At 40.2% G+C, this 22,863-nt stretch carries 25 protein-coding genes; 5 read left to right on the top strand and 20 right to left on the bottom strand.

Annotated features, from left to right (window positions below):
* The first annotated feature begins 83 nt into the window (after window positions 1-83).
* Window positions 84-878, top strand: coding sequence for an RNA methyltransferase (locus AK825_RS03095; RefSeq protein ID WP_068034653.1), 795 nt, complete (start codon window positions 84-86; stop codon window positions 876-878).
* 109 nt (window positions 879-987) lie between these two features.
* On the opposite strand, the gene AK825_RS03090 is transcribed toward AK825_RS03095, so the two are convergent.
* The 8 genes from AK825_RS03090 to AK825_RS03055 form a co-directional block, all read right to left on the bottom strand.
* Window positions 988-1,920 (bottom strand): FAD-binding protein, encoded by a 933-nt coding sequence (locus AK825_RS03090; RefSeq protein WP_068034651.1) that lies wholly within the window; start codon window positions 1,918-1,920, stop codon window positions 988-990.
* Between the two features lie 93 nt (window positions 1,921-2,013).
* Complete coding sequence (locus tag AK825_RS03085; RefSeq protein WP_068034649.1) at window positions 2,014-2,763, bottom strand: electron transfer flavoprotein subunit beta/FixA family protein; 750 nt, start codon at window positions 2,761-2,763, stop codon at window positions 2,014-2,016.
* Between the two features lie 331 nt (window positions 2,764-3,094).
* Window positions 3,095-3,679 carry a YetF domain-containing protein gene (locus AK825_RS03080; protein WP_068034647.1) on the bottom strand — a complete coding sequence of 195 codons (585 nt, stop codon included), beginning with the start codon at window positions 3,677-3,679 and terminating at the stop codon, window positions 3,095-3,097.
* A gap of 253 nt (window positions 3,680-3,932) precedes the next feature.
* On the bottom strand, window positions 3,933-4,145 hold the full coding sequence (locus tag AK825_RS03075) for a cold-shock protein (RefSeq protein WP_057758834.1): 213 nt from the start codon (window positions 4,143-4,145) through the stop codon (window positions 3,933-3,935).
* 267 nt (window positions 4,146-4,412) lie between these two features.
* Window positions 4,413-4,841 carry a hypothetical protein gene (locus AK825_RS03070; protein WP_068034645.1) on the bottom strand — a complete coding sequence of 143 codons (429 nt, stop codon included), beginning with the start codon at window positions 4,839-4,841 and terminating at the stop codon, window positions 4,413-4,415.
* A 341-nt stretch (window positions 4,842-5,182) separates the two neighbouring features.
* The gene (gene ilvC, locus AK825_RS03065; protein WP_068034643.1) at window positions 5,183-6,199 is read right to left on the bottom strand and encodes a ketol-acid reductoisomerase; all 1,017 of its coding nucleotides are present in this window, start codon (window positions 6,197-6,199) and stop codon (window positions 5,183-5,185) included.
* Between the two features lie 145 nt (window positions 6,200-6,344).
* On the bottom strand, window positions 6,345-6,839 hold the full coding sequence (gene ilvN / locus AK825_RS03060; protein WP_068034641.1) for an acetolactate synthase small subunit: 495 nt from the start codon (window positions 6,837-6,839) through the stop codon (window positions 6,345-6,347).
* A complete protein-coding gene (locus tag AK825_RS03055; RefSeq protein WP_068038961.1) occupies window positions 6,839-8,551 on the bottom strand; it encodes an acetolactate synthase 3 large subunit in 1,713 nt (570 codons plus the stop codon). The genes ilvN and AK825_RS03055 overlap by 1 nt, the downstream gene beginning before the upstream one ends.
* Window positions 8,552-9,420: 869 nt before the next feature.
* Here AK825_RS03055 and AK825_RS03050 point away from each other — a divergent pair.
* Complete coding sequence (locus AK825_RS03050) at window positions 9,421-9,924, top strand: DUF4124 domain-containing protein (RefSeq protein WP_068034639.1); 504 nt, start codon at window positions 9,421-9,423, stop codon at window positions 9,922-9,924.
* A 63-nt stretch (window positions 9,925-9,987) separates the two neighbouring features.
* On the opposite strand, the gene AK825_RS03045 is transcribed toward AK825_RS03050, so the two are convergent.
* A complete protein-coding gene (locus AK825_RS03045) occupies window positions 9,988-11,757 on the bottom strand; it encodes an NAD(P)H-hydrate dehydratase (RefSeq protein WP_227514106.1) in 1,770 nt (589 codons plus the stop codon).
* Window positions 11,758-12,009: 252 nt separating this feature from the next.
* Between AK825_RS03045 and queG the strand changes: the two genes are divergently transcribed.
* The gene (gene queG / locus AK825_RS03040) at window positions 12,010-13,167 is read left to right on the top strand and encodes a tRNA epoxyqueuosine(34) reductase QueG (protein ID WP_068038954.1); all 1,158 of its coding nucleotides are present in this window, start codon (window positions 12,010-12,012) and stop codon (window positions 13,165-13,167) included.
* 119 nt (window positions 13,168-13,286) lie between these two features.
* On the opposite strand, the gene lysM is transcribed toward queG, so the two are convergent.
* The 6 genes from lysM to AK825_RS03010 all read right to left on the bottom strand — a co-directional run bounded on the left by lysM (window position 13,287) and on the right by AK825_RS03010 (window position 17,935).
* The gene (lysM, locus tag AK825_RS03035) at window positions 13,287-13,796 is read right to left on the bottom strand and encodes a peptidoglycan-binding protein LysM (protein WP_068034637.1); all 510 of its coding nucleotides are present in this window, start codon (window positions 13,794-13,796) and stop codon (window positions 13,287-13,289) included.
* A 408-nt stretch (window positions 13,797-14,204) separates the two neighbouring features.
* Complete coding sequence (acpP, locus tag AK825_RS03030) at window positions 14,205-14,441, bottom strand: acyl carrier protein (RefSeq protein WP_068034635.1); 237 nt, start codon at window positions 14,439-14,441, stop codon at window positions 14,205-14,207.
* 280 nt (window positions 14,442-14,721) lie between these two features.
* A complete protein-coding gene (fabG, locus tag AK825_RS03025) occupies window positions 14,722-15,450 on the bottom strand; it encodes a 3-oxoacyl-ACP reductase FabG (protein ID WP_068034633.1) in 729 nt (242 codons plus the stop codon).
* Window positions 15,447-16,415 (bottom strand): ACP S-malonyltransferase, encoded by a 969-nt coding sequence (gene fabD, locus AK825_RS03020; RefSeq protein ID WP_068034630.1) that lies wholly within the window; start codon window positions 16,413-16,415, stop codon window positions 15,447-15,449. Before fabD ends, fabG begins: the two co-directional genes overlap by 4 nt.
* Window positions 16,416-16,826: 411 nt before the next feature.
* Entirely contained in the window at window positions 16,827-17,009 is a 183-nt protein-coding gene (gene rpmF / locus AK825_RS03015) for a 50S ribosomal protein L32 (RefSeq protein ID WP_068034628.1), read from the bottom strand.
* Window positions 17,010-17,341: 332 nt separating this feature from the next.
* On the bottom strand, window positions 17,342-17,935 hold the full coding sequence (locus tag AK825_RS03010; protein WP_068034626.1) for a DUF177 domain-containing protein: 594 nt from the start codon (window positions 17,933-17,935) through the stop codon (window positions 17,342-17,344).
* 189 nt (window positions 17,936-18,124) lie between these two features.
* On the opposite strand from AK825_RS03010, the gene AK825_RS15010 reads away from it, so the two are divergent.
* A complete protein-coding gene (locus tag AK825_RS15010) occupies window positions 18,125-18,913 on the top strand; it encodes an elongation factor P hydroxylase (RefSeq protein ID WP_068038950.1) in 789 nt (262 codons plus the stop codon).
* Between the two features lie 196 nt (window positions 18,914-19,109).
* Window positions 19,110-19,730 carry an L-threonylcarbamoyladenylate synthase gene (locus AK825_RS03000; RefSeq protein ID WP_068034625.1) on the top strand — a complete coding sequence of 207 codons (621 nt, stop codon included), beginning with the start codon at window positions 19,110-19,112 and terminating at the stop codon, window positions 19,728-19,730.
* An 80-nt stretch (window positions 19,731-19,810) separates the two neighbouring features.
* On the opposite strand, the gene rplQ is transcribed toward AK825_RS03000, so the two are convergent.
* The 5 genes from rplQ to rpsM all read right to left on the bottom strand — a co-directional run bounded on the left by rplQ (window position 19,811) and on the right by rpsM (window position 22,735).
* A complete protein-coding gene (gene rplQ, locus AK825_RS02995) occupies window positions 19,811-20,170 on the bottom strand; it encodes a 50S ribosomal protein L17 (protein WP_010196736.1) in 360 nt (119 codons plus the stop codon).
* 19 nt (window positions 20,171-20,189) lie between these two features.
* Window positions 20,190-21,197, bottom strand: coding sequence for a DNA-directed RNA polymerase subunit alpha (rpoA, locus tag AK825_RS02990; protein WP_058368281.1), 1,008 nt, complete (start codon window positions 21,195-21,197; stop codon window positions 20,190-20,192).
* Between the two features lie 81 nt (window positions 21,198-21,278).
* The gene (gene rpsD, locus AK825_RS02985; protein ID WP_010196731.1) at window positions 21,279-21,920 is read right to left on the bottom strand and encodes a 30S ribosomal protein S4; all 642 of its coding nucleotides are present in this window, start codon (window positions 21,918-21,920) and stop codon (window positions 21,279-21,281) included.
* Window positions 21,921-21,968: 48 nt separating this feature from the next.
* The gene (rpsK, locus tag AK825_RS02980) at window positions 21,969-22,358 is read right to left on the bottom strand and encodes a 30S ribosomal protein S11 (RefSeq protein WP_058368279.1); all 390 of its coding nucleotides are present in this window, start codon (window positions 22,356-22,358) and stop codon (window positions 21,969-21,971) included.
* Between the two features lie 20 nt (window positions 22,359-22,378).
* Window positions 22,379-22,735, bottom strand: a complete 357-nt coding sequence (rpsM, locus tag AK825_RS02975; protein ID WP_010196723.1) for a 30S ribosomal protein S13 — start codon at window positions 22,733-22,735, stop codon at window positions 22,379-22,381.
* Window positions 22,736-22,863 lie beyond the last annotated feature (128 nt).

Here is a 22,863-nt window from a genome sequence, read left to right as displayed (position 1 = left end):
AGCCAGACCAATGTTAAAAAAACAACTTAGACTGGCTCATTTTTGGTGTTGTTAATTTTACCTTTATTCTTAAGCAGTCAACTATGACATTAGAACCTACCGAGCTAATCACTTCAGACAAAAACACTTCCGTTAAGCTCGTAAAAGCACTTTTGTCTCAGGCACGTCAGCGTAAAAAACAAGGTCAGACGGTACTTGAAGGTGTGCATCTTATTGACGCGGCCCTACGTAGCGACTATCCGTTCGTCCAAATACTACTAGCCGAATCAGCGCACAAGCATCCTGAGGTTCAGCAAATCTTAACGCGCCTACCGACTTACACTAGTATCTTAACTTTGTCAGATGCACTTTATGAAAGCATTAGAAGTCTAGGTACAGGCATTGATATCATGGCGATTATCAATATACCAGCACCAAGCTTAACGATGATAGATTATGACTGCCTGATCCTGAACGATGTACAAGATAGTGGTAATGTTGGTACGCTATTACGCACTGCAGCGGCGGTTGGTATTGATACAGTGTTATGCACTAGCGCAACTGCACAAGCATGGTCACCCAAGACGCTACGAGCAGGAATGGGTGCGCAGTTTGCGCTAACTATTTATGAGGGTTTGAGTAGTCAAGATATTTTAGACTATGTGCAAACTCCATTGCTTGCGACCAGCTCACATACTGACACTTTGATTTATGAGCATGATCTGACAGCTCCTACTGCTTGGATTATGGGACATGAAGGTCAAGGCGTTTGCGAGGAGCTTATGCAATGTGCCACCCCTATTGCATTACCACAGCCCAATGGACAAGAGAGCCTCAATGTTGCGATTGCAGGGGCGCTATGTCTTTATGAGACGCTACGTCAGCGCCGTTACAACTAAGTTCACATATAGTTAAAGTGAAATAGCTATATTAGCTTAGCGTTTAAACATAAAAAATCCCGCTATCGATGCGATGATAGCGGGATTTTTTATAGATTATCTGTCTAACTTAGATTTTGCTAGTTAGCTCAGGTAATGCTTCAAATAAATCAGCTTCTAAGAAATAATCAGCAACACTGGCGATTGGAGATTCTGGGTCATTATTGATTGCAACGATAACCTTAGAGTCTTTCATACCTGCCAAATGCTGAATAGCACCGGAGATACCAGCAGCGATATATAGATCTGGTGCGACGATTTTACCCGTTTGACCAACCTGCATATCGTTAGGTACGTAGCCAGCATCAACAGCGGCACGTGATGCACCAACAGCAGCGCCTAATTTATCTGCTAATGGCTCAATATATTTAGTGAAGTTTTCACCATTTGCTAAGGCGCGACCACCAGATACGACGATTGAAGCTGACGTTAATTCAGGACGGTCAGATTTAGCCATCTCTTCGTTGACGAAGCTTGATTTGCCAGATTCCTGTACATTGTCGATTGTCTCAACAGTTGCAGAACCGCCTTCAGCAGCGACTGGATCAAAAGCAGTCGTACGTACTGTCAATACCACTTTGTCTTCCGTTGTCTTAACAGTAGCAGTCGCGTTGCCAGCATAAATAGGACGCTCAAAAGTTTGTGCATCTATGACAGCAGAGATTTCCGACAGCATGCTTACATCTAGTAAAGCCGCTGTACGTGGCATGAAGTTCTTGCCTGTTGTCGTAGCAGGAGCGATGATATGGCTGTAATCTCCAGCGATATCTGCAACCAATAGCGAGATATTTTCTGCCATTTGATGCTCATAAGCTGCATTGTCTGCTAGTAGTACTTTGCTTACGCCTTCAACTTTTGCCGCTTCGTCAGCGACTGCTTGATTACCGCTACCAGCGACCAACACATGAATGTCGTCACCCATTTGCTTAGCAGCTGCAATTGTATTCAAAGTTGCCTTTTTTAGACTGGCATTGTCATGTTCTGCATATACCAAAATTGCCATTTTTTTGTCCTTTATTTATTGGTTCATGTCGTCAGATAGCTGTTTAAATACGGCGTTTAGGACATCGAAACCCTATAAACACCATCGCAAATATTAAATTACTTTTGCTTCATTTTTTAGCTTATCGACCAATTCATCAACTGAGGCCACTGTAATACCAGCTTTACGCTCAGCAGGTGGCATAACTTTAGTGATTTCTTGCTTAGAGGTCATGTCTACGCCAAAATCTGCTGGAGTTTTTTCATCAAGCGGCTTTTTCTTCGCTTTCATAATGTTAGGCAGTTTTGCATAGCGTGGTTCGTTCAGACGTAAGTCAGTAGTGATAACTGCAGGTAGTGAAAGCGCAACTGTTTGCAAGCCGCCATCGACTTCACGAGTAACGTTTACTTTGTCGCCTTCAACTTTCACTTCTGAAGCAAACGTACCTTGACCGATACCCATTAGTGCAGCAAGCATCTGACCTGTTTGGTTATTGTCGTCATCAATAGCCTGTTTACCCAACAAGATAATATCAGTACTCTCTTGCTCAGCAATACTCTTCAAAATCTTAGCGACTTGTAGTGGATATGGCTTGGCATCAGTTTGTACCAAAACACCACGGTCAGCACCCAATGCTAGAGCCGCACGAATCTGCTCTTGTGATTCTTTTGGACCAATTGAAGCTACAATAATCTCATCGATCACGCCAGCTTCTTTTAGACGAACTGCTTCTTCTACTGCAATCTCATCAAATGGGTTGATAGACATTTTGGTGTTCGATAGATCTACACCAGAGTTATCAGCTTTTACACGAACTTTTACGTTGTAATCAATGACACGCTTGACCGCGACTAATGCTTTCATACGTTCCTCGTTTATTAATGTTATGAATTAAAAAATATAAATCAACAACCATTGATTTATTTTGGTTCAAAATCTTACTTAAAAGTCATGACTGAGTTTGCTAGCCACTACTCATCAGGCTTAGATTATTAGACCTAACTATCTTGCGTGAGCATCTCGATAAGGTCAAGACAACGCCGTGAATAATGCGTCATAAATTTGTCACTATTCATTTAAAACATAGCGTTTTTAGTGAAATATCATGATTTTATTGTTCAAAATTCAATAGTTCTTACCTTTGTAGCATTCCTAGGCTTTTATTCTATTGAAATTTTATTATTACATAGTTTAGCTAAACATTGTTCAAAGCATCTTTTATTGGTGCAGTTTTAGCAGGATTAATTAGCATCTCACTATCACGCACGTCGTCAAATAATGACCAATCAGGTCTTACATCATCGTTTTTAATCACGCTCATATCGCCAGTCGTTTCCATAATCACCACAAAGACCTGTGATTTTGACTTGACACTATTTTTGCGCAATACCTGTTGTACATCGCTAGTACTCAAATTGGCTTCTTTCAGATTATCCCAAAAGTACTCACCATGCGCCATTAGGATAATCGGTTGATTATCAATCAATGCTTTTAACGGTTTAATTTTGCGCCTTATAATTGAGACAAGCCCTTGAATGATAAACAGTACGCCAACTGCAAACAACCCTTGTAGTAATGATGGCGAATCAGACAATACTGTTGATGCCAAAATACTACCAATACCTACCGTCATTGCAAAGTCATGGCTTGACAACTTAGAGAAACTACGTAGTCCCATAAAGCGCGTAAATATCATTAGGCCAACATAAAAACCTATGGCAGATAAAGAGATGCCGAATACTTGTTGCCAATCAATTGAAAACCACGCTTCCCATTTCATAATATCACCTTATTGCACTATTTTACTGATAGTTAATGATTTAATATTTATTATTAAATAGATTATTAAGCACTTTAAACAAAGCTATGGACTCGTTTTTTTGACAAAAAAAAGCAACCTGATAAGAGGTTGCTTTTAATATACAGTCTAAACAATATGTTTGTTGTTATACAACAAATTAATCTTGGCTTATATAGAATCTTTTAGTATTAACAATGACTGATAAATCGGTCAAAATTAACAATAAGTAAGATTAGATAGCTTCGATTTGCTCAGCTTGTGGGCCTTTCTTGCCATCACCTAAGATGAAAGACACTTTTTGACCTTCGGCTAGAGTTTTAAAACCGTTACCTTGGATAGCGCTGTAGTGAGCGAATACGTCTTGTCCGCCATTGTCTTGAGCGATAAAACCAAAACCTTTAGCTTCATTAAACCACTTTACAGTGCCTTCAACTTTATCTGACATAAATTTTCCTAACTCTTTAACTGTTGGCGAGACTTGTGTCATCACCGATTAATTGACAAATACTCAGTCGAATCATGAGCTAAAGCTCAGACTAAATAGCATTATATCTTAATGATATCCAACCATTTCTGTCTAAAGTTCCCTGAGTACAGTTGTAGTATAGCAGTTTTTATTGTCAATGGTGTGTTAAATTAGCAGGTTTTGTAAATGTAAAGTTGGTAATTTGATGAACTTATGTAATTAAACATGAAAACTATTCTGATTTAATTATTGATTTAAAACAGGTAACCAAGGAGAGACCAAGACTAACAAACACAATCCAAAGAATATCAATGAAAATGATTGACTGTAAGCAATATATTTAGAAGGTATCACTAAGTCTTCTGGAGAATCTGGGATACCACGAAGCTTAAGTAAACGCGTACCATAAATCCAACCAAATATTGTATAAAGTCCATAAGCTGCAGGCAACGTAGTTGCTAATGGTGTCAAATCAATGACATACATCATCACTACAGAGACAAAGAACCAAGACGTATCTAATAGTGAGCTAAATTGGAAAAATAGAGATTTGGGTAGTTTGCCATTGGTGCGCTTAAGCATTTCACCCTCTACCCAAATCAGAACGGCAACTACGGCACTGAAAAAGATATATGCTAATTGCGGTGTCAGCCAGTCTGGAAAAGATATTTGCACAGCACACAACCTATAATATAAATGAAAAGAAAAAAGATAACTTGGACGCCACTATGTTTAAGCTTGTTAAGCCACAGCAAACAATTTTTAGATAAATGGCCTGCCAGCTGTCTATATTGGGCAGCTATCGTAGATTTTCAAGCGGGATTTTTTGTTGCTTTCGAATGCATATGGTGAAGAGCACTACTGTTATTATCCAAGCTTGTTAAAAGCACGCATCTCAATTACCCATTATTAAAAAACCCATGCTATCTAGTGATAACATGGGTTTTAATTACTATCAATATTAACTTCAGAATTTTGTTATTTAATAACTGATCTAATAGTTAAAATATAGCTTTTTAGTTTTTGTCTTTATCAATGATTTTGTTACCACCGATCCAAGGCATCATGCCACGAAGTTTGGCACCAGTTTTCTCAATTTCATGCTCAGCGTTATTACGACGACGGGCAGTCATAGATGGATAGTTGGTTGCGCCTTCATTGATGAACATCTTCGCGTACTCACCAGATTGGATGCGTTTTAGGGCATTGCGCATAGCTTCGCGTGACTGTTCATTAATTACTTCCGTACCAGTCACATACTCGCCATATTCAGCGTTATTACTGATTGAATAGTTCATATCAGCTATGCCGCCTTCGTACATTAAGTCGACGATAAGCTTGAGCTCATGTAAACACTCAAAGTAAGCCATTTCTGGTGCATAACCAGCTTCGGTTAGGGTCTCAAAGCCCATTTTAACTAGCTCAACAGCGCCGCCACACAATACTGCTTGCTCACCAAATAAGTCAGTTTCAGTCTCATCTTTGAAAGTCGTTTCGATAATACCTGAACGACCACCACCAACACCAGCAGCGTAAGATAGTGCTAACTGCTTGGCTTGACCTGAAGCATCTTGATAGATAGCGATAAGGTCAGGGATACCGCCGCCTTTCACAAACTCAGAGCGTACCGTATGACCTGGTGCTTTAGGTGCAACCATAATAACGTCAAGATCTTTACGTGGTACAACTTGGTTGTAATGAATAGCGAAACCATGAGCAAAAGCTAGCGTAGCGCCTTCTTTAATATTAGGCTCAATCACGTCGCTATACAGTTGTCTTTGGAACTCATCAGGCGTCAGAATCATGACTACGTCAGCGGCTTTAACCGCATCTTCTACTTCAGAAACTTTTAAGCCAGCATTTTCAGCTTTTTTCCATGAACCAGAGTTGGCGCGTAGACCAACAGTCACATCCACACCAGATTCTTGCAAGTTCAATGCATGGGCGTGCCCTTGTGAACCATAACCAATAATGGCAACTTTTTTGCCTTGGATGATAGATAGATCACAATCTTTATCGTAAAAAACGTTCATAGGTAGAGTCCTTTTCCTCAATCATGGAAAGCCATGGGTAGTAGTTACTTATATCGCAGTTACCTTTCACAAATACTTTCTTGGAATAGTCAGCGATATAAGCTTAGTAGTAAATGTTAATAGATTAATTTTAAACAAGGTAATATTATATGCTTAGTGTTTTTTCACCGCGAGCAATACCAATCACGCCTGAGCGTACTACTTCTAATACACGCTCACGACCGATAGTATCAATGAAACCGTCCAGCTTAGCGGTATCACCAACGATTTGGATAGTATATAAGTTCGAATTCACATCAACAATCTGTGCACGGAAGATGTCAGCACTGCGTTTGATTTCTTCACGTATACTGCCAGTAGCACGAACCTTAATCAGCATCAGTTCACGTTCAACGTGCACATTATCAGATAAGTTCAATACTTTAATGACTTCAATCAGCTTATGCAACTGCTTGGTAATTTGTTCAATTTTTTCGGGTGACGTGATAGTTGTCAGCGTCAAGCGTGAGATAGAGGGGTCTTCTGTCGGTGCGACGTTTAGAGTCTCAATATTATAACCACGCTGGGAGAATAAGCCGACTAACCGCGACAACGACCCCGCTTCGTTTTCCATTAATACCGAAATCAGATGTTGTTGCATTAGGTACGCTCCCCTTTTGATAACCACATGTCGCGCATCGTCTGACCAGCGATTTGCATTGGATATACATGCTCATTACGATCAACGTAAACGTCAATAAATACTAGCTTATCTTTGATGGCCATCGCTTCAGCCAACTGCTCTTCCATTTTGTCAGGATCAGTGATTTTGATACCCACGTGACCATAGCTTTCGGCCAATTTTACAAAATCTGGTAGCGAGTTCATATAAGACTGCGCATGACGACCTTCATAAAGCATATCCTGCCACTGTTTAACCATACCCAACTGTGCATTATTCAAGTTCAGTATTTTTACTGGCAGATTATACTGTAAGCAAGTTGATAACTCTTGAATATTCATCTGAATAGAGCCTTCACCTGTGATGCAGACCACATCGCGCTCAGGGTTAACAAGCTTAGCTGCCATCGCATAAGGCAAGCCAACACCCATAGTACCAAGTCCACCTGAGTTAAGCCACTGACGAGGTTCTTTATAAGTATAGTAGAGTGCAGCGAACATTTGATGTTGCCCAACATCACTTGTAATGATCGCATTACCATCAGTGATTTTACACAAGGCCTGTACGACACTTTGTGGCTTGATGCCATGCTCTGTACTGGTGTCATAACGTAAACCATGACGCGTACGCCATTCATTAATTTGTGCCCACCAATCTAATAACGCATGTTGATCCAGCTCTTTATCGTCGCCAACCATTGCTAACATTTCAGTAAGTACTGACTTGACGTCACCAACAATCGGAATATGCGCCATAATCGTTTTAGAGATTGACGTTGGATCAATATCAATATGAATAATAGTAGCGTTTGGACAGAATTTTTTAACGTTATTGGTCACACGGTCATCGAAACGTGCACCAACTGCCAAGATAACATCTGAATGGTGCATAGTCATGTTTGCTTCGTACGTACCATGCATCCCTAACATGCCTAAAAATTGACGATCAGAGCCTGGAAAACCACCAAGACCCATAAGAGTATTAGTCACTGGCAAGTTTAGCTTATGAGCCAAGCTTGTTAGTTCTTTATGGGCATCACCCAGAACCACACCACCACCCGAATATATGATTGGACGCTTAGCAGCTAATAGAGTTTCAATAGCTTTTTTGATCTGACCACTATGCCCTTTCACAGATGGCTGGTAAGAACGCATGAATACTTCACTTGGATATTCATAAGCGTACTTTTCGTTAGGTGCAGTCATATCTTTAGGTACGTCAATGACGACAGGACCTGGACGGCCTGACCTTGCGATATGGAATGCCTTTTTTACAATCGTTGGAATCTCACTGGCATGGCGTACTTGAAAGCTATGCTTAACGATAGGACGCGAAACACCAACCATATCTGTTTCTTGGAAGGCATCTTCACCGATCAAGCTACTCGGTACTTGCCCTGCAATAACAACCATCGGTATTGAGTCCATAAAAGCTGTAGCAATAGCAGTAACCGTATTGGTAGCACCAGGTCCTGATGTCGCTAGTACCACCCCAGTATTGCCAGTTACTCGCGAATAAGCATCTGCCATATGGCCTGCCGCTTGCTCATGGCGAACTAGAATATGTTCGATATTGTCTTGCTGGAACAGAGCATCATAAATGTGCAGAACAGCACCGCCTGGATAGCCAAAAATATATTCGACACCTTCATCGGTTAGTGATTGCACCAGCATTTCAGCACCGGATAACATCACAGGCTGAGCGCTACCTTCAGCGATTAACTGTTGTTTTTCATCGAAATTCTTGGCAGCATTACCCGTTTGGGTATGTCCGGTCATGTTCGGACTTTGCGTAGTTTGCGTCACTGTCATCACCTTATCAATAATATGTGATCACCATGTCAGAGCACAGCTGTATTACAAGACAGCAGGTTACCCAAACATAGCAATTTATCTGGTCAGTTTTTGATAGGAGTTTACCGATATACAGTGACAAGATGCTGATTAAAGCATTTATAAAAGAAGCTTATTATTAGTAAAAAATGTAAAAACATTAAAGTAATTAGATATAGTCAGATAAATGCCAAACCTAGTGACAACACAAATTGCAATAGTATGAGCAACATACCGACAGAACGGTCGCACTTTACCTTACATAATGCATTATTGAAGGTTGCAGATACTGTACTTAACTTTTAACATCTAAAAATAATAAGTTTATCTTAGTCATTGTAGACCGATGAGTCCGGAGACAGTAAGTTCAGCTTAGAATAAAGGTTTTGGCAACCATTACTCATATTACACTGCGTTACTGTCACAAAGAGAATAAATCTGCAAATGCTACTGATAAGCAGCAAGTAGTAATTATTCCCAAGTGCTACGGCAATATCATAAAAGCCGCTCACTGACCAATCAACTGCTATTATATTCGATGGTTTGACCGCTATTGTCAAGAAAAACTTGTGAAACCCAACCTTAACTATTAGTTATTAAATAATATACATTTACTATTATTTTTTGCTAGAATCAATCTCTATTGTATTGTCATTGTAATTTATACAACAGTGCCATCGCGCTCAAATATGAATACTTGTTTTTTATTTGTTAAAAGGATTGCTAGCATGGCATATTCACTCATGATCAACACTGCTAATAAACTGCTCATCGGGGTTGCCACCACTTGTCTGCTTGCTCTGTCAATGAACTCTAGTCATGCCATTCAAGTTTATAAGTCCATTGGTGCACATGGCGAAGTTAAATATAGTCAGCATGCTCCGCAAAATGCTCGGAATATTGAGGTGATTGAGTTCCGTAGTGACGGTAGACAAGCTAACGCAGGTCAGATGGCAGGCAAAACAGATGTTAATCAGAACAGTGGCGCTCAGAATGCAGAAGAGCAAAGAGTGGCGCAATTAGAGGCTCGTATCAAAGATCAAGAAGCTCAGGCAAACGCACAACGTTGTCAGTCATTACGTAATAATTTAACCAATTTGAATGTTGGCGGCCGTATTTATGAGATGGATGCAAATGGTAAACGCCAATATCTAGACGGCCGCGAAATTGAACTTAAGCGTGAGCGTGTACAGCAAGCGATTGGACAATATTGTAAAGGTACTGAAACTTAAAAACCTACTGGTTTCCAAACAAACACTAATATTTGAAGCACTTTTAACCATATCAATATTTATTTAGTCAGTTAGATTTTGCATAATATGACGAATGGCTGCAGGCATATCCTGTGCCTGCAAGCCGCGCTGTCCAATCAATAGCTGATTATTATTTGCATAATCACGTGTTCTAGAACTACCTAGCTGCTGATTAACTAAGACATCTCTTGTCAATATATCTCCTGCTGATGCATGAATAAGTACCGCCTGACGTAAGCTACTCTGCGTACTATCCAAATCTTGCTGAGCCAATAGTCCGGCAGTTACTCCAGATAATACATCTCCCATGCCAGCTGTCGCCATTCCAGCATTACCAGCACCGCAAACGTATATTTCCCCATGCTCCAACACCAGCGATCCTGCGCCTTTTAATACCCAATCACCGCCATAGATATCAGCGCAGTGCTGTATAGCTGATAATCGATCACTCTCCACCTCGTTAATTTCTTTATTTAACAACTTCGCCGCCTCACCACTATGCGGGGTTAAGCAAACCTTATGCGTCTTACTATATTCTCTTAGCTGGGTAACGACTTCATGCTTATCAGCTTGCAGCGCTGCTAAATGGTATAGGCCATCTGCATCAATGACCACAGAAATGCCTTTTGCCATTATTGCTTGAATATAACGAACAAATAAATTTTCTGCTTTCTTATCACGCCCCATTCCCATACCAATGGCAACTACACTTGCATCCCCAATTAGCTTTTCAACGCCATCTTGATGATGTAAATTAATCGTCATAGCATCAGGTAACGAGGTCAATAGCGCTCCATGAAAGGCTTGATGACAGGCAACCGTTATCTTGCCAGCTCCAGTTGCCATTGCACTAGCAGAGGTCAGTATTGCTGCGCCGCCCATACCTTGAGAACCATCAATACGATTGCCTCCAATGGCCAATACATGACCGTAGCTGCCCTTGTAACTATTCTGTCGACGTGGTGCTAGACCTTGAGCGCTTGTAAGCAATGTAGCAACGGGTTCTACCGATGCATAAGGTATCAGCGGTATGTCAATGAGCTTTCCGCTATAATCCATCCCATCTTTGGTATGTAGTCCAAACTTGCGCGCAATCAAGCATAATGTGACATCTGCCTGTATCGCTAAATGCTCAAAAACCTGTCCTGTAGAGGCGACTAGACCACTTGGGATATCGACTGCAATTACCAAGGTATTATGCTGTTGAGCCAAACTATTAAAAGTGCTAATTGCCTGCTTATAAAAGCCTTCAGGCGCGCGATCTAAACCAATACCGAATAGTGCATCAATGTAAACATCGGCCTGTAATGTCATGTCCAATTGAGTGTTTTCATTTTGATAATACTGACTGTCTTCAAAGCGCTGGTGACATACATCTACAGCCATATGCTGGGCTTTTATTGCATCAGACATCGATGTTTTATGATTTTCGGCCTTTTCATCGTCAAACTTTTCAAGCGCTTGTAGACCAACAGTCATTACTTGTACTTGCCAGCCCAATTGCTGTAGATAATGAGAAATTAACCAACCGTCGCCGCCATTATTACCCTGTCCTACCCAAACACAAACGCTGGGCTGACGACTTGTACGATTGAAATATTTAACATTGTTTTTCGCTTGCGCTTTAGCTCGTTCATTAAGCTGTATAATATGCTGCGTCATCTGCCAAGCGGCTTGTTGCATCAAACCAAAACTATCATATCCTTGTGCAAACCATGCTTGCTCCATAGCATAAACTTGCTCGCTAATATACAAAGCAATAGGCATTGACGATTGAGAACATTGCGCTGATATTTGCATTTGTAATCGCATAATTTCCCTTATTCTTATTTTATGAGCTTATAAACGGCTAGGATGTAAATATAACAAAAGCACATCTGGAATTATGTATTGATGCTAATAACCATATATTTTAGTTTTATAGTTGCATCGTTAATAATCTAGCCTATCATAGCCGCTATAACATCACTATTTATGTCTATCACCGTATAACTTAACAAATTAGCATCCTCTAATATGAATCAAAAATCACCGACCAAACAGCAATCAACACACTCTTCTAGCATGCAAGCAAGAGAGAATATTTCTGTCGTCAATGCGTCGGTATTTGCTACCGCAGTAGATGTGAAGCATTGGATTAAAATCGAAGCCCAAGCTTTAGGATTCGCTGACTGTGGTTTTTTGTCTGTTCATCATCCTTTATTTGCTCAGCAGATTGAGCAGTTGCAACTATGGTTAGACAAAGGCTATGAAGGCCAATTGCAGTTCATGCACAATAACCATGAACTACGTGCGAATCCTGATAAACTCGTTGCAGGTGCAAAAACCATCATTAGTGTACGCATGGATTATCTGACCCAAACGCCAACGCCACGCGCTGTTGCCGATAATGATCAGCCAAACAATGGCATTATTGCTCGTTATGCGCGAGGCCGTGACTATCACAAGACCATGCGTAGCCGTTTGAAGCAATTAGCATTAAAGATTGAAACCATGCTTCCTGAATGGCAGCATTTGAATATTAGTGCCGAGACCGATTTTGTCTTTCGACCATTTAGTGACTCTGCCCCTATATTTGAGCGACCAATAGCTGATGCAGCAGGTCTTGGCTGGACTGGGAAACATACTTTATTACTGAATAAACAAGCTGGCTCATTTTTTGTACTAGGTGAGTTATTTATCAGTCTTGAATTGCCCGATGATAAGCCTGTTACTGCACACTGTGGCAGTTGTAGCGCTTGTATAGACATCTGCCCTACAAAGGCAATTATCGCACCTCATGAGCTTAATGCAGCTGCTTGCATCTCTTATTTAACTATCGAGCATGACGGGCCGATAGATATCAAATATCGCCGTGCCATAGGCAATCGAGTCTTTGGCTGTGATGATTGTCAGCTTATATGCCCTTGGAACCGTTATGCCAATCTGACATCAGTAGATGACTTTGCTCCTAGACATGGGCTTGATGACATCAGTCTCCTCGAGATTTGGCAGTGGCAAGAGGCTGAGTTTTTACAATATACACAAGGTAGCCCCATTAGGCGCACAGGTTATATTAATTTTTTGCGCAATATTGCAATCGGATTAGGTAACGCTAACACTAGCTTAGTTATTATCGAACAACTCCAGTCTAAATTAGGCCAACATAACGACATGCTTGACGAACATATTAATTGGGCAATTAGAGAGCAGCGTGTAAAGCTAAATCCTAATGATGAATAAGATAATTACGTGTCAGTAGCAAATTAAAAAACATACCAAAAAGACAGACAATAAAAAACGCCTTTTAATGTAAAAGGCGTTTTATTTTAACTAGTAAAACCATTGTTAACTACTTTTAGTTATGGCTTAGGTATGCGTAGTACTTGACCAGGATAAATCTTATCTGGGTCAGATAGCATCGGCTTATTGGCTTCAAATATCTTCATATAATCACCAGTTGAACCATATACGTCTTTTGCAATCTTAGATAAGCTGTCACCAGACTTCACGGTGTACATAGTTGACTCAGGCGCATCTTCTTCGATGTCAATATTATCAATTACCTTCGCAACATTCTGTACGTTACCAATAGCGATAATAGCTTTCTCACGATCGGCTTGAGTTTTAGCATTACCGCTAATTTCAGCAGTATCTGTTGAACCGTTATACTTAACTTTCAAGTTATCGATGCTAAGGTTTTGCTGCTGAATACGGCGCAACAAGATATTAGCCACTGATTGAGCAGAAGGCTCAGTAGTTTTTACTGGTGTATTAGCATCTGCTTTAGTTTCTGATTTTGCATCATGTTTATCATCATCACGGTTAAAAATCTTATCACCAATATCTTTTGCAAAACTGAACATACCCATATAAACGCTCCTTAATGATTTATTATTAGTTACTTTTCATGTCTCTTTTAGTTTTTAGCTCTATGTATAATGACGGGGAAATTTGTCTTTGTCATTGCAACGAGTATAACAAAGTTGTAGATCTAGAATAGCCATAGATAGTAAAAGTATGTTGGATAATGTTACTTCCACATAACTTGTGTTAACGATTTTTTCTATATGATTTAAGTGAAGTTCATTTGAATAATATGATATAACTCGCCAGTACTTTAGAAAGCCCAGTGACAAGAATCACTTTTTTAAGGCCTAAAAAAACCGCCTATCAGTAAAGATAGACGGCTTAAAAAAACTTGCTGTAGCTAACCCATAATTTAGCTAAACCAAAAGGTACATAGCCATATCATAAGAGAACTTTAGAGCAATAATGACTTATAGTTGAGCTTGGACGTAATCGATTGCTTTTTGTACTGTAGTCAACTCTGCTGAATCTTCATCAGGAATAGTAATGCCAAAGTCACTTTCAAATGACATAACAAGCTCAACTAAATCTAGTGAGTCTGCGCCTAAATCTTCCATGAAAGAAGCATCATTGTTGATGTCTTCGACGTTCATGCCCAACTGCTCTGCTACTGCAGATTTTACTCTTAACTCAGTATCATTACTCATATAAACTGCTCCTTTTTATATATCAATTTTTAAAAACTATCATCTAGCTTTTTTTAAGCTGATGATGTTATATCGAATACGGTAAATTATGTCAGTTATAAGACTCTAACACACTACTACCAATGTTTCGGTTTATTCAATGTCTTATGAGACCTCATTATAATACAGGTCTTAGACATAAAAGTATCCGTTATTATAACACCATTAATTACAGTTTACACTCGTTCACGCAGATTTTTATTATACGAGTGTAAACTATTTTTCTATCGTATACATGGTATTACATGTACATGCCGCCATTGACAGGTATAACTGCACCAGTAATATAGCTCGCTTCATCGCCAGCTAAAAACAATACTGCTGCTGCGATATCTTCTGGCTGTCCCAAACGTCCAATAGGTACAGCATCTAACATAGAGTTGAGTAAGCGCTCATCAAGCTCATCTGTCATATCTGTCTCAATAAGGCCAGGTGCCACACAGTTAATAGTTACTTGGCGTGAACCAATCTCACGTGCCAAAGTACGACTAAAGCCTTCCACGCCCGCTTTTGTAGCAGCATAATTGGACTGTCCCGCATTTCCCATTTTTGCAACTACTGAGCTAATGTTAATAATACGGCCTCGGCGTGCTTTCATCATTCCACGCACTGCCCGTTTACTCATTCGGTAAACAGATGTAAGGTTGGTATCAACCACACTATCCCAATCTTCATCTTTCATGCGCATCAGCAGACCATCTTGGGTAATACCTGCGTTATTTACCAATACTTGCACTGCGCCATATACACTTTCAATCTCTTCAAACAACTTATCAATTTGTGCACCATCACGGACATCTAAAACACGCCCGATACCACCAGAATCATGCAAATAATCATCTATAAGCGCAGCACCCTTTTCTGTAGTTGCTGTACCAATGACAAAATGTCCTTCTTTAGCAAAGCGCTTGGCAACTGCCTTACCGATACCGCGGCTTGCACCACTTACTAAAACAATCGTTCGGCTCATGATAACACCTCCATCAGTTTGTCCATTCGAGCAGGCTTATCTACTGGATAACTTGCAATAGGCTGTGCTTGACGCTTAGCCAAGTTACTCAGTACATTACCACTGCCACACTCAATTAATATGTTAATTTGTTTGTCTGCTAACTCTTGCATAGTTTTTGACCACAATACAGGTTCGCTAAGCTGTTCTGTCAATGCTTGTTTAATACTTTGCACATTAGTCTCAATACGAGCATGACGGTTTTGAATGACGGGAATAGTGGCTTGGTCAAATTTGATAGTTGCTAACTCTTCAGCTAATGCCTGACTGGCCGGCTCCATTAATGCACAATGTGAAGGTACGCTAACTTTTAGAGGAATTGCTTTTTTACCTGTATTTTGTACTTTATCAATAACAGCGGTAACACCAGCAGCATTTCCAGATATGACGACTTGCCCTGGGCTGTTAAAATTAGCCGCTCCAACAATAGCATTATCAACATGTTCAGTCGCTTGCTCACATAAAGTCTCAACACGACTGTCTTCAAGTCCTAATACTGCAGCCATAGCAGTATCAATACCGACCACTGCCTCTTGCATCAATTGCCCACGCTTATGTACTAATTTCACTGCATCAGTCAATGATATAACACCAGCGGCACAAAGCGCACTGTATTCACCTAAAGAATGACCTGCTAGATAAAGAGGCTTTTTATCAAGTTTATCTTGGATAATACGCCAAATTGCGATGCTAGCAGTCAATAACGCAGGCTGAGTGTATTGGGTCTGGTTCAGCTGTTCTTCGTTTTGGCAGATTGCCCACAGATCTTCACCTAAAGCTGTACTTGCCTCAGCAAAAGTATCATGTATTTGTGGGTATAATTCTGCAAGCTCGGAAGTCATTCCGACTGCCTGTGAGCCTTGTCCAGGAAAGATTACTGCAACACGAGGTGGCTGGGTTATTACTGTATCAGGTGCAGATGCCATAGCCAATATTCCTTAAGTGATTGGAGATGTCCCTAAAATAAATTGGGTATTGTCATAAAATATGACTTTAATTAATTTACTAATTATTCACAAACTATACACTGCTGCGTGCGATTATTACAGCCAGTAGTAAGCTGATAGTAATACAACGTATTTACCGAGTCATAGCAGATGCTATAAATAAAGCATTTTAGCTATTGAATCATACAGATAATGAGAGCCGTAAATAAAACATACTAGTAAATAATAAATAATAAAAAGCCAAGTTATCCAGCTACATAATATATGATAGCGAAATAACTTGGCTTTTATTGGCTCAATATATACTGTCTAAGAATAGTGGCAGGCGGCAATAGTAGATGAGTGAAAACATTACTATCGCCAGATGCAAACTATCAAATGAACAATAACTTAAGCTTCTTGACTAACTTTAAACAATTGACGACCACGATAAAAACCATCTTTAGTCATGTGATGACGACGATGTTTTTCACCAGTAGTAGCATCAACGCTTAGCTCAGCGATTTCCATACGATGGTGTGAACGGCGCATGTCACGACGAGAACGACTTTTACGACTTTTTTGAACGGCCATGATATAGCTCCTATACTTAAAAGGGGATAAGCTTGAAATTCAGCTTTAATCGACACTGACAGAGGCTATATAATCACAACAACCTAAGTCTTACGCATCATTAGTTAAATAGATTGCCACGTATTAAAGTGTTGATTACGTCTAAAATCTATAATTAGTTTGCAAGCTCAGCTTCTCTCTGCCAGTAGCAGATTGCTAGAATGCAATAAACGGGACATTATACGCATGTTTAACGGATTAATAAAGCCCTGCTTTTCACTCTTCTGCATAAAGCCGCCAAAAAGACAGTAGAATATCTGCCAAAATATCTTTTACAGATGCCGTTTATAGCATTATAAATTACCTTTCAAAGACGCCAAAGCAGCAAAAGGATTTTCAGTTTCTTCTTCTTCTGGTATCTCACCAAACTGCTCAACACTCATCTCGCAAGCATCATGCTTTGGAGCCATTGGCGTTTTCAGTAAAATCTCATCTTCGACCAATTTTTTAAGCGGTAATAAACGCTCTGGTGCAGGCTCAGTGATAATTTCATCAAGCAATAGATAGTCCTGTTCTTCACCGACCAAGCGCACTTGGCTTTCATTATCGAGTAGAGCGATATCATAATCATCGGTCAAATCGATAGCAATGGGTTGCAAACAACGCTGGCAGGTTAACCATACTTCACCAATTAAGGTAAAAGATAGATGCAACACATTATTATGGCGATATAGATTGGCTTTCATCTGAAGATCTGACTGCAGATGCTCAGTCGTTAATAGGGGATTAAGACGCTCAAAAGAGCGTGGTGCTACTTGCCCTACCCACTCAAAACCACTGTCTTCCCATTTACTTAAGGAGATATGTTCTGGCAGGTTAGCTGACGTAGGAGCTGATGCTTTATCAGCTTGAAGCGCTGACGGCTTGTTTATTGGGGTGCTTGACATGCGCGGCCTCATTCATCAAAAACGGTGTATAATATTGCCTGCCATACTAACGGAAAGCCTGATATGACGCCAGCGCTAGTATGTTACGATTTTTGCTGCTTACTATCTATTAAAAACGCGTACGATAAAACTTGCTATAAAAATAGCCTCATAACTTTTTTATTATTTACCTATTTGACTTGTCTATTTATGAATTCTCAACCTGATCATCCTGATTTTTCTACAGTATTGACTACAACTAATGCTACCACTTTATTAAATCGACTAATAGAATTAGAAGATACTTTTAATGTGGGCTCGAATTATACCAACTTAACCATCGGTAATAAAAAATTAGACGCTGTAGCCAAAACTAAGCTCGACAGCTACTTAAAAATTTCACAACAGCAGTGGCAGTGGTTAAATGATGTTAATACAGATAACAAAATTAAAAATACAATTATCAATACCTTGAGCTTACAAAAAAACTCCGAATACGCTCTTACGGATTGGCTGATATCACTGTTCAATGTCCTATTCTTAGGACAACAAGTAGAATTGATACGCGGCGAGCAAGAACCAGAGTATTTCCCAGCTCAAGGTGATAAACCTGCACGTATTGTATTCGCTCATGGTTTTTTTGCCAGCGCTCTGCACGAAATTAGCCATTGGTGCATCGCTGGTAGCGAACGTAGACTCTTAAACGACTTTGGATACTGGTATGCACCAGATGGACGAACAGCAGCGCAGCAGCAGGCTTTTGAAAGCGCAGAGGTTAAGCCACAGGCATTAGAGTGTTTATTCACACTTGCTTGCGGACGTCCGTTTCAAGTCTCGCAAGATAATTTATTCGCCAGCTTTGATACCAGCGCTAGTACATTTTCTCGAGATGTTTATCAACAAGTCGTTCAGTATATTGCTGTACCACAAAGTCTACCGCATGATGCTAAGACGTTATTGCGTACGTTATTAATAATCAATACCACTAAAATTATATAGGTACTTTAAAATTATATAGCTACTTTGCATATCTGTATAATGTTTAATCAACTATGTTTAACGTTTTCCTACGATTATTAACGGCATCTCTCTATATCTCTTAACTTCTTTGCCGCTATACTGAATCTGTAGTGTGATACTTCAAATATTATAAAATCAGTAAAACTACCTATAACCATATAAATAAGGAAATTTTATGCAAACTTTTTACATTCATCCAGACAATCCACAACCTCGCCTTATAGAACAAGCTGCTGACTTGCTACGCGCTGATAAACTACTTATCTATCCTACTGATACCAGTTATGCTTTTGGTTGTCGTCTCGGTGCAAAAGATGCACTTGAAAAACTTAAGCAAATTCGTGAACTTGATGATAAGCATCAATTTACCCTGTTATGCCGTGATTTAAGTGAAATTGCTAATTATGCCACAGTAGACAATGTGCAGTTTAAACAGCTAAAAGCACATACCCCTGCACCTATCACTTTTATTTTAAATGCTACTAAAGATGTGCCTAAAAAACTGGCGCACGCTAAGAAAAAAACTATTGGTATTCGCGTGCCAAGCAATCCTATTGCTCAAGCACTTTTGGAAGCGATGGACGAGCCTATTCTGACTAGCTCGTTAATATTACCAAACCGAGATGACATATTAGATGATCCTTTTGAGATCGAAGACTTACTGGGCAATCAAATTGATGGCCTAATCAATGCCGGTATTAAAACCACCAAACTGACTACCATTGTAGATATGACTAGTGGTCAGCCTGAAATTATCAGACAAGGTGCTGCCGATGTCGATTCATTGTTGTTGTAATTAATAGAGAATTCGACACGCAAAAAAAGGCTCCAAGTGAATTGGAGCCTTTTTTTATGAATTATATCGTCAATATAAAATTAGTCACGATCAACTAGTTCTACATATGCCATTGGCGCATTATCACCGTCACGATGACCGCATTTTACGATACGCAAATAACCACCTGGACGCGTTTGGTAACGAGGACCTAACGTGCCAAATAATTTGCCTACCATAGCTTTGCTACGCATACGGCTAAACGCTAAACGACGATTAGCAACGCTGTCTTCTTTAGCCATTGTAATCAACGGCTCGGCAACGCGACGTAGTTCTTTAGCTTTTGGTAATGTTGTTTTGATCAGTTCATGCTCAAATAATGAGTTAGTCATGTTCTGAAACATTGCCTTACGATGACTGCCGGTACGACCCAGCTTGACTCCACTCTTACGATGGCGCATAGTCAAATATCCTTAAAGTTTAACGGCTACGATAAGAAAAGCGATCATCAACACGTAAATCAGCTGGTGGCCAGTTATCTAAGCGCATACCAAGCTCTAAATCTTTAGACGCTAGTACGTCCTTGATTTCTGTTAATGATTTCTTACCAAGATTTGGGGTTTTTAATAGTTCAGTCTCTGAACGTTGTACCAAATCACCGATATAGTAAATGTTTTCAGCTTTCAAGCAGTTGGCTGAGCGAACCGTTAGTTCAAGATCATCCACAGGGCGTAAAAGCACCGGATCGACCTCTTCTTTTTCTTTCACAGGCTCAGGCGCTTCTTCAGCTTCTAGGTCAACAAAGATAGAAATCTGTTGTTGCAAAATAGTTGCTGCTTTACGAATTGCTTCTTCTGGATCTATAGTGCCATTAGTTTCAAGCTCAACGATAAGACGATCAAGATCAGTACGCTGTTCTACACGTGCGTTCTCAACTTGATAAGCAACACGAAGTACTGGACTAAAACTTGCATCAAGCTTTAAGCGTCCAATTGCTTTCGTGTCACCATCTTCACGGCGCTGATTTGCTGGCTCATATCCACGACCCATTACTACACGCAAACGCATCTTAAGATGACCACGCTCGCTTAATGTACCTAAAACCAACTCTGGATTGATAATGTCGACATTATGCGGTAGTGCGATGTCTGCAGCAGTAATAGTGCCTGGACCTTGTTTATCCAAGGTCAAAAATACTTCATTTTGGTCATGAAGTGTGATGGCCAAGCCTTTTAAGTTCAAAAGCAAGTCAAGCACATCTTCCTGTAGTCCTTCAAGCGTCGAGTATTCATGGTCAACACCATCAATCTCAGCTTCAATGACTGCAGCACCAGGTAACGAAGATAACAAGATACGACGTAAGGCATTCCCTAAGGTATGCCCAAAGCCGCGTTCTAACGGTTCGAGCGTGACTTTCGCAATCGTTTCGTTAACCGTATCCACATTAATGGCGTTCGGCGTTAGAAACTCAGTTGCATTTAGCATCATGATGTCACCTCGATTTATTTAACTGGTTTAATTAACGTTAATTGCTCAATGTTATTCTTATAACATTGAGCAGTACGTCAGTTATTTAGAGTATAGCTCAACGATCAAGCTTTCGTTGATTTCAGCAGGTAGATCAATACGATCAGGCGCTTGTTTAAACGTGCCTTGTAGTTTGCTGTGATCAACATCAAGCCATTCTGGAATACCACGTTGTGTTGCTAATTCGATAGCATTTTTAATACGTAGCTGTTCGCGAGACTTCTCTTGGATAGCGATGACATCACCATCTTGCAACTGGATTGAAGGAATGTTCACACGAACAAACTCATCACGGCCAGCTTTTTTTACCATAACAGTACGATGGCTAACTAGTTGACGTGCTTCAGCGCGAGTTGAGCCAAAGCCCATGCGATATACCACGTTGTCTAGACGGCTCTCTAGCATAGCTAACAAGTTCTCACCAGTAGCACCACGCTTGCGAGCAGCTTCTTTATAGTAATTAGCAAACTGACGCTCAAGAACACCATAAATACGCTTAACTTTCTGCTTTTCACGCAGCTGTAATGCATACTCTGAAGTCTTGTTACGGCTTACGCCATGTTGACCAGGCGGACGCCCAGCTTTTTTCGTTTTTACGTCATATGGTTTAACACCAGACTTAAGGCCTAAGTCTGTACCTTCACGACGTGATAATTTAAGTTTTGGTCCAATATAGCGGGCCATCTTTATGTCTCCTATAAGCTTTTGGGATAAAAAGCTTCGTCTTTAATATTAGACGCGGCGCTTTTTCGGCGCACGGCAACCATTGTGTGGGATTGGGGTTACATCAGAGATGCTGTTAACTTTATAACCCAATGCACCTAGTGCTCTTACCGCAGACTCACGACCCGGTCCTGGTCCTTTGACCAAAACATCGATATTCTTAACACCATATTCTTGGGCCGCTTTACCAGCGACTTCAGCTGCAACCTGAGCTGCAAATGGTGTAGATTTACGTGAACCACGGAAGCCTTGTCCACCTGAAGTGGCCCAAGCCAATGCATTACCTTGACGATCGGTAATCGTAACAATGGTGTTATTAAAAGACGCATGGATATGGGCTACGCCCTCCGATACTGAACGACGAGTCACCTTTTTGCGACTGCGAGTGTCTTTTGCCATCTTTTAGCTTCCTAAGTTAATTATCTTTTGAGAGGACGTGTCGGACCCTTACGAGTACGAGCGTTGTTCTTGGTGTTCTGACCTCTAACTGGTAGGTTACGACGATGGCGAATGCCACGGTAACAACCAAGATCAACTAAACGCTTAATATTCATTGAAACTTCACGACGAAGGTCACCTTCAGTCATGTAATTTGCAATTTGTGCACGGATAGCATCTAACTGTGTATCATCTAACTGACTGACTTTAGTAGTAGGGGCAATGCCAACTGCTTCTAAGATTTTCTGAGCAGTGGTACGACCTACACCAAAGATGTAAGTTAGTGAAATAACAGCATGCTTATTATCCGGAATGTTTACGCCGGCAATACGAGCCATTGATTTCTCTCCATTAAAGAAAAATAAGCGTTATTTATAAATAAGGCTTTATTTTTCAGATTTGTTGCTGTCAATACTAAAGCTTTTATAATTATTATCGCTGCTTTAACTTGGTTACAAGCCTATTC

Source organism: Psychrobacter sp. P11G5 (genome assembly GCF_001593305.1).
Lineage (GTDB): Bacteria > Pseudomonadota > Gammaproteobacteria > Pseudomonadales > Moraxellaceae > Psychrobacter.
The sequence above is the reverse complement of the archived record's forward strand: the minus strand, read 5'-3'. Positions and strand labels throughout refer to the sequence as shown.

Bases quoted from the DNA above. Each gene is read 5' to 3' on its own strand.
- rpsK (WP_058368279.1), bottom strand. From the start codon at position 22,358: ATGGCAAAAGACACTCGCAGTCGCAAAAAGGTGACTCGTCGTTCAGTA.
- AK825_RS03080 (WP_068034647.1), bottom strand. From the start codon at position 3,679: ATGAAATGGGAAGCGTGGTTTTCAATTGATTGGCAACAAGTATTCGGC.
- AK825_RS03010 (WP_068034626.1), bottom strand. From the start codon at position 17,935: ATGTCAAGCACCCCAATAAACAAGCCGTCAGCGCTTCAAGCTGATAAA.
- ilvC (WP_068034643.1), bottom strand. From the start codon at position 6,199: ATGAACGTTTTTTACGATAAAGATTGTGATCTATCTATCATCCAAGGC.
- lysM (WP_068034637.1), bottom strand. From the start codon at position 13,796: ATGGGTATGTTCAGTTTTGCAAAAGATATTGGTGATAAGATTTTTAAC.
- queG (WP_068038954.1), top strand. From the start codon at position 12,010: ATGCAAGCAAGAGAGAATATTTCTGTCGTCAATGCGTCGGTATTTGCT.
- AK825_RS03045 (WP_227514106.1), bottom strand. From the start codon at position 11,757: ATGCGATTACAAATGCAAATATCAGCGCAATGTTCTCAATCGTCAATG.
- fabG (WP_068034633.1), bottom strand. From the start codon at position 15,450: ATGAGCCGAACGATTGTTTTAGTAAGTGGTGCAAGCCGCGGTATCGGT.
- ilvN (WP_068034641.1), bottom strand. From the start codon at position 6,839: ATGCAACAACATCTGATTTCGGTATTAATGGAAAACGAAGCGGGGTCG.
- rplQ (WP_010196736.1), bottom strand. From the start codon at position 20,170: ATGCGCCATCGTAAGAGTGGAGTCAAGCTGGGTCGTACCGGCAGTCAT.
- AK825_RS03055 (WP_068038961.1), bottom strand. From the start codon at position 8,551: ATGTTATCCGGTGCTGAAATGCTGGTGCAATCACTAACCGATGAAGGT.
- rpoA (WP_058368281.1), bottom strand. From the start codon at position 21,197: ATGATGCTAAATGCAACTGAGTTTCTAACGCCGAACGCCATTAATGTG.
- AK825_RS03050 (WP_068034639.1), top strand. From the start codon at position 9,421: ATGGCATATTCACTCATGATCAACACTGCTAATAAACTGCTCATCGGG.
- AK825_RS03095 (WP_068034653.1), top strand. From the start codon at position 84: ATGACATTAGAACCTACCGAGCTAATCACTTCAGACAAAAACACTTCC.
- fabD (WP_068034630.1), bottom strand. From the start codon at position 16,415: ATGGCATCTGCACCTGATACAGTAATAACCCAGCCACCTCGTGTTGCA.
- AK825_RS15010 (WP_068038950.1), top strand. From the start codon at position 18,125: ATGAATTCTCAACCTGATCATCCTGATTTTTCTACAGTATTGACTACA.
- AK825_RS03085 (WP_068034649.1), bottom strand. From the start codon at position 2,763: ATGAAAGCATTAGTCGCGGTCAAGCGTGTCATTGATTACAACGTAAAA.
- rpsM (WP_010196723.1), bottom strand. From the start codon at position 22,735: ATGGCTCGTATTGCCGGCGTAAACATTCCGGATAATAAGCATGCTGTT.
- rpsD (WP_010196731.1), bottom strand. From the start codon at position 21,920: ATGGCCCGCTATATTGGACCAAAACTTAAATTATCACGTCGTGAAGGT.
- AK825_RS03000 (WP_068034625.1), top strand. From the start codon at position 19,110: ATGCAAACTTTTTACATTCATCCAGACAATCCACAACCTCGCCTTATA.
- AK825_RS03075 (WP_057758834.1), bottom strand. From the start codon at position 4,145: ATGTCAGATAAAGTTGAAGGCACTGTAAAGTGGTTTAATGAAGCTAAA.
- rpmF (WP_068034628.1), bottom strand. From the start codon at position 17,009: ATGGCCGTTCAAAAAAGTCGTAAAAGTCGTTCTCGTCGTGACATGCGC.
- AK825_RS03090 (WP_068034651.1), bottom strand. From the start codon at position 1,920: ATGGCAATTTTGGTATATGCAGAACATGACAATGCCAGTCTAAAAAAG.
- acpP (WP_068034635.1), bottom strand. From the start codon at position 14,441: ATGAGTAATGATACTGAGTTAAGAGTAAAATCTGCAGTAGCAGAGCAG.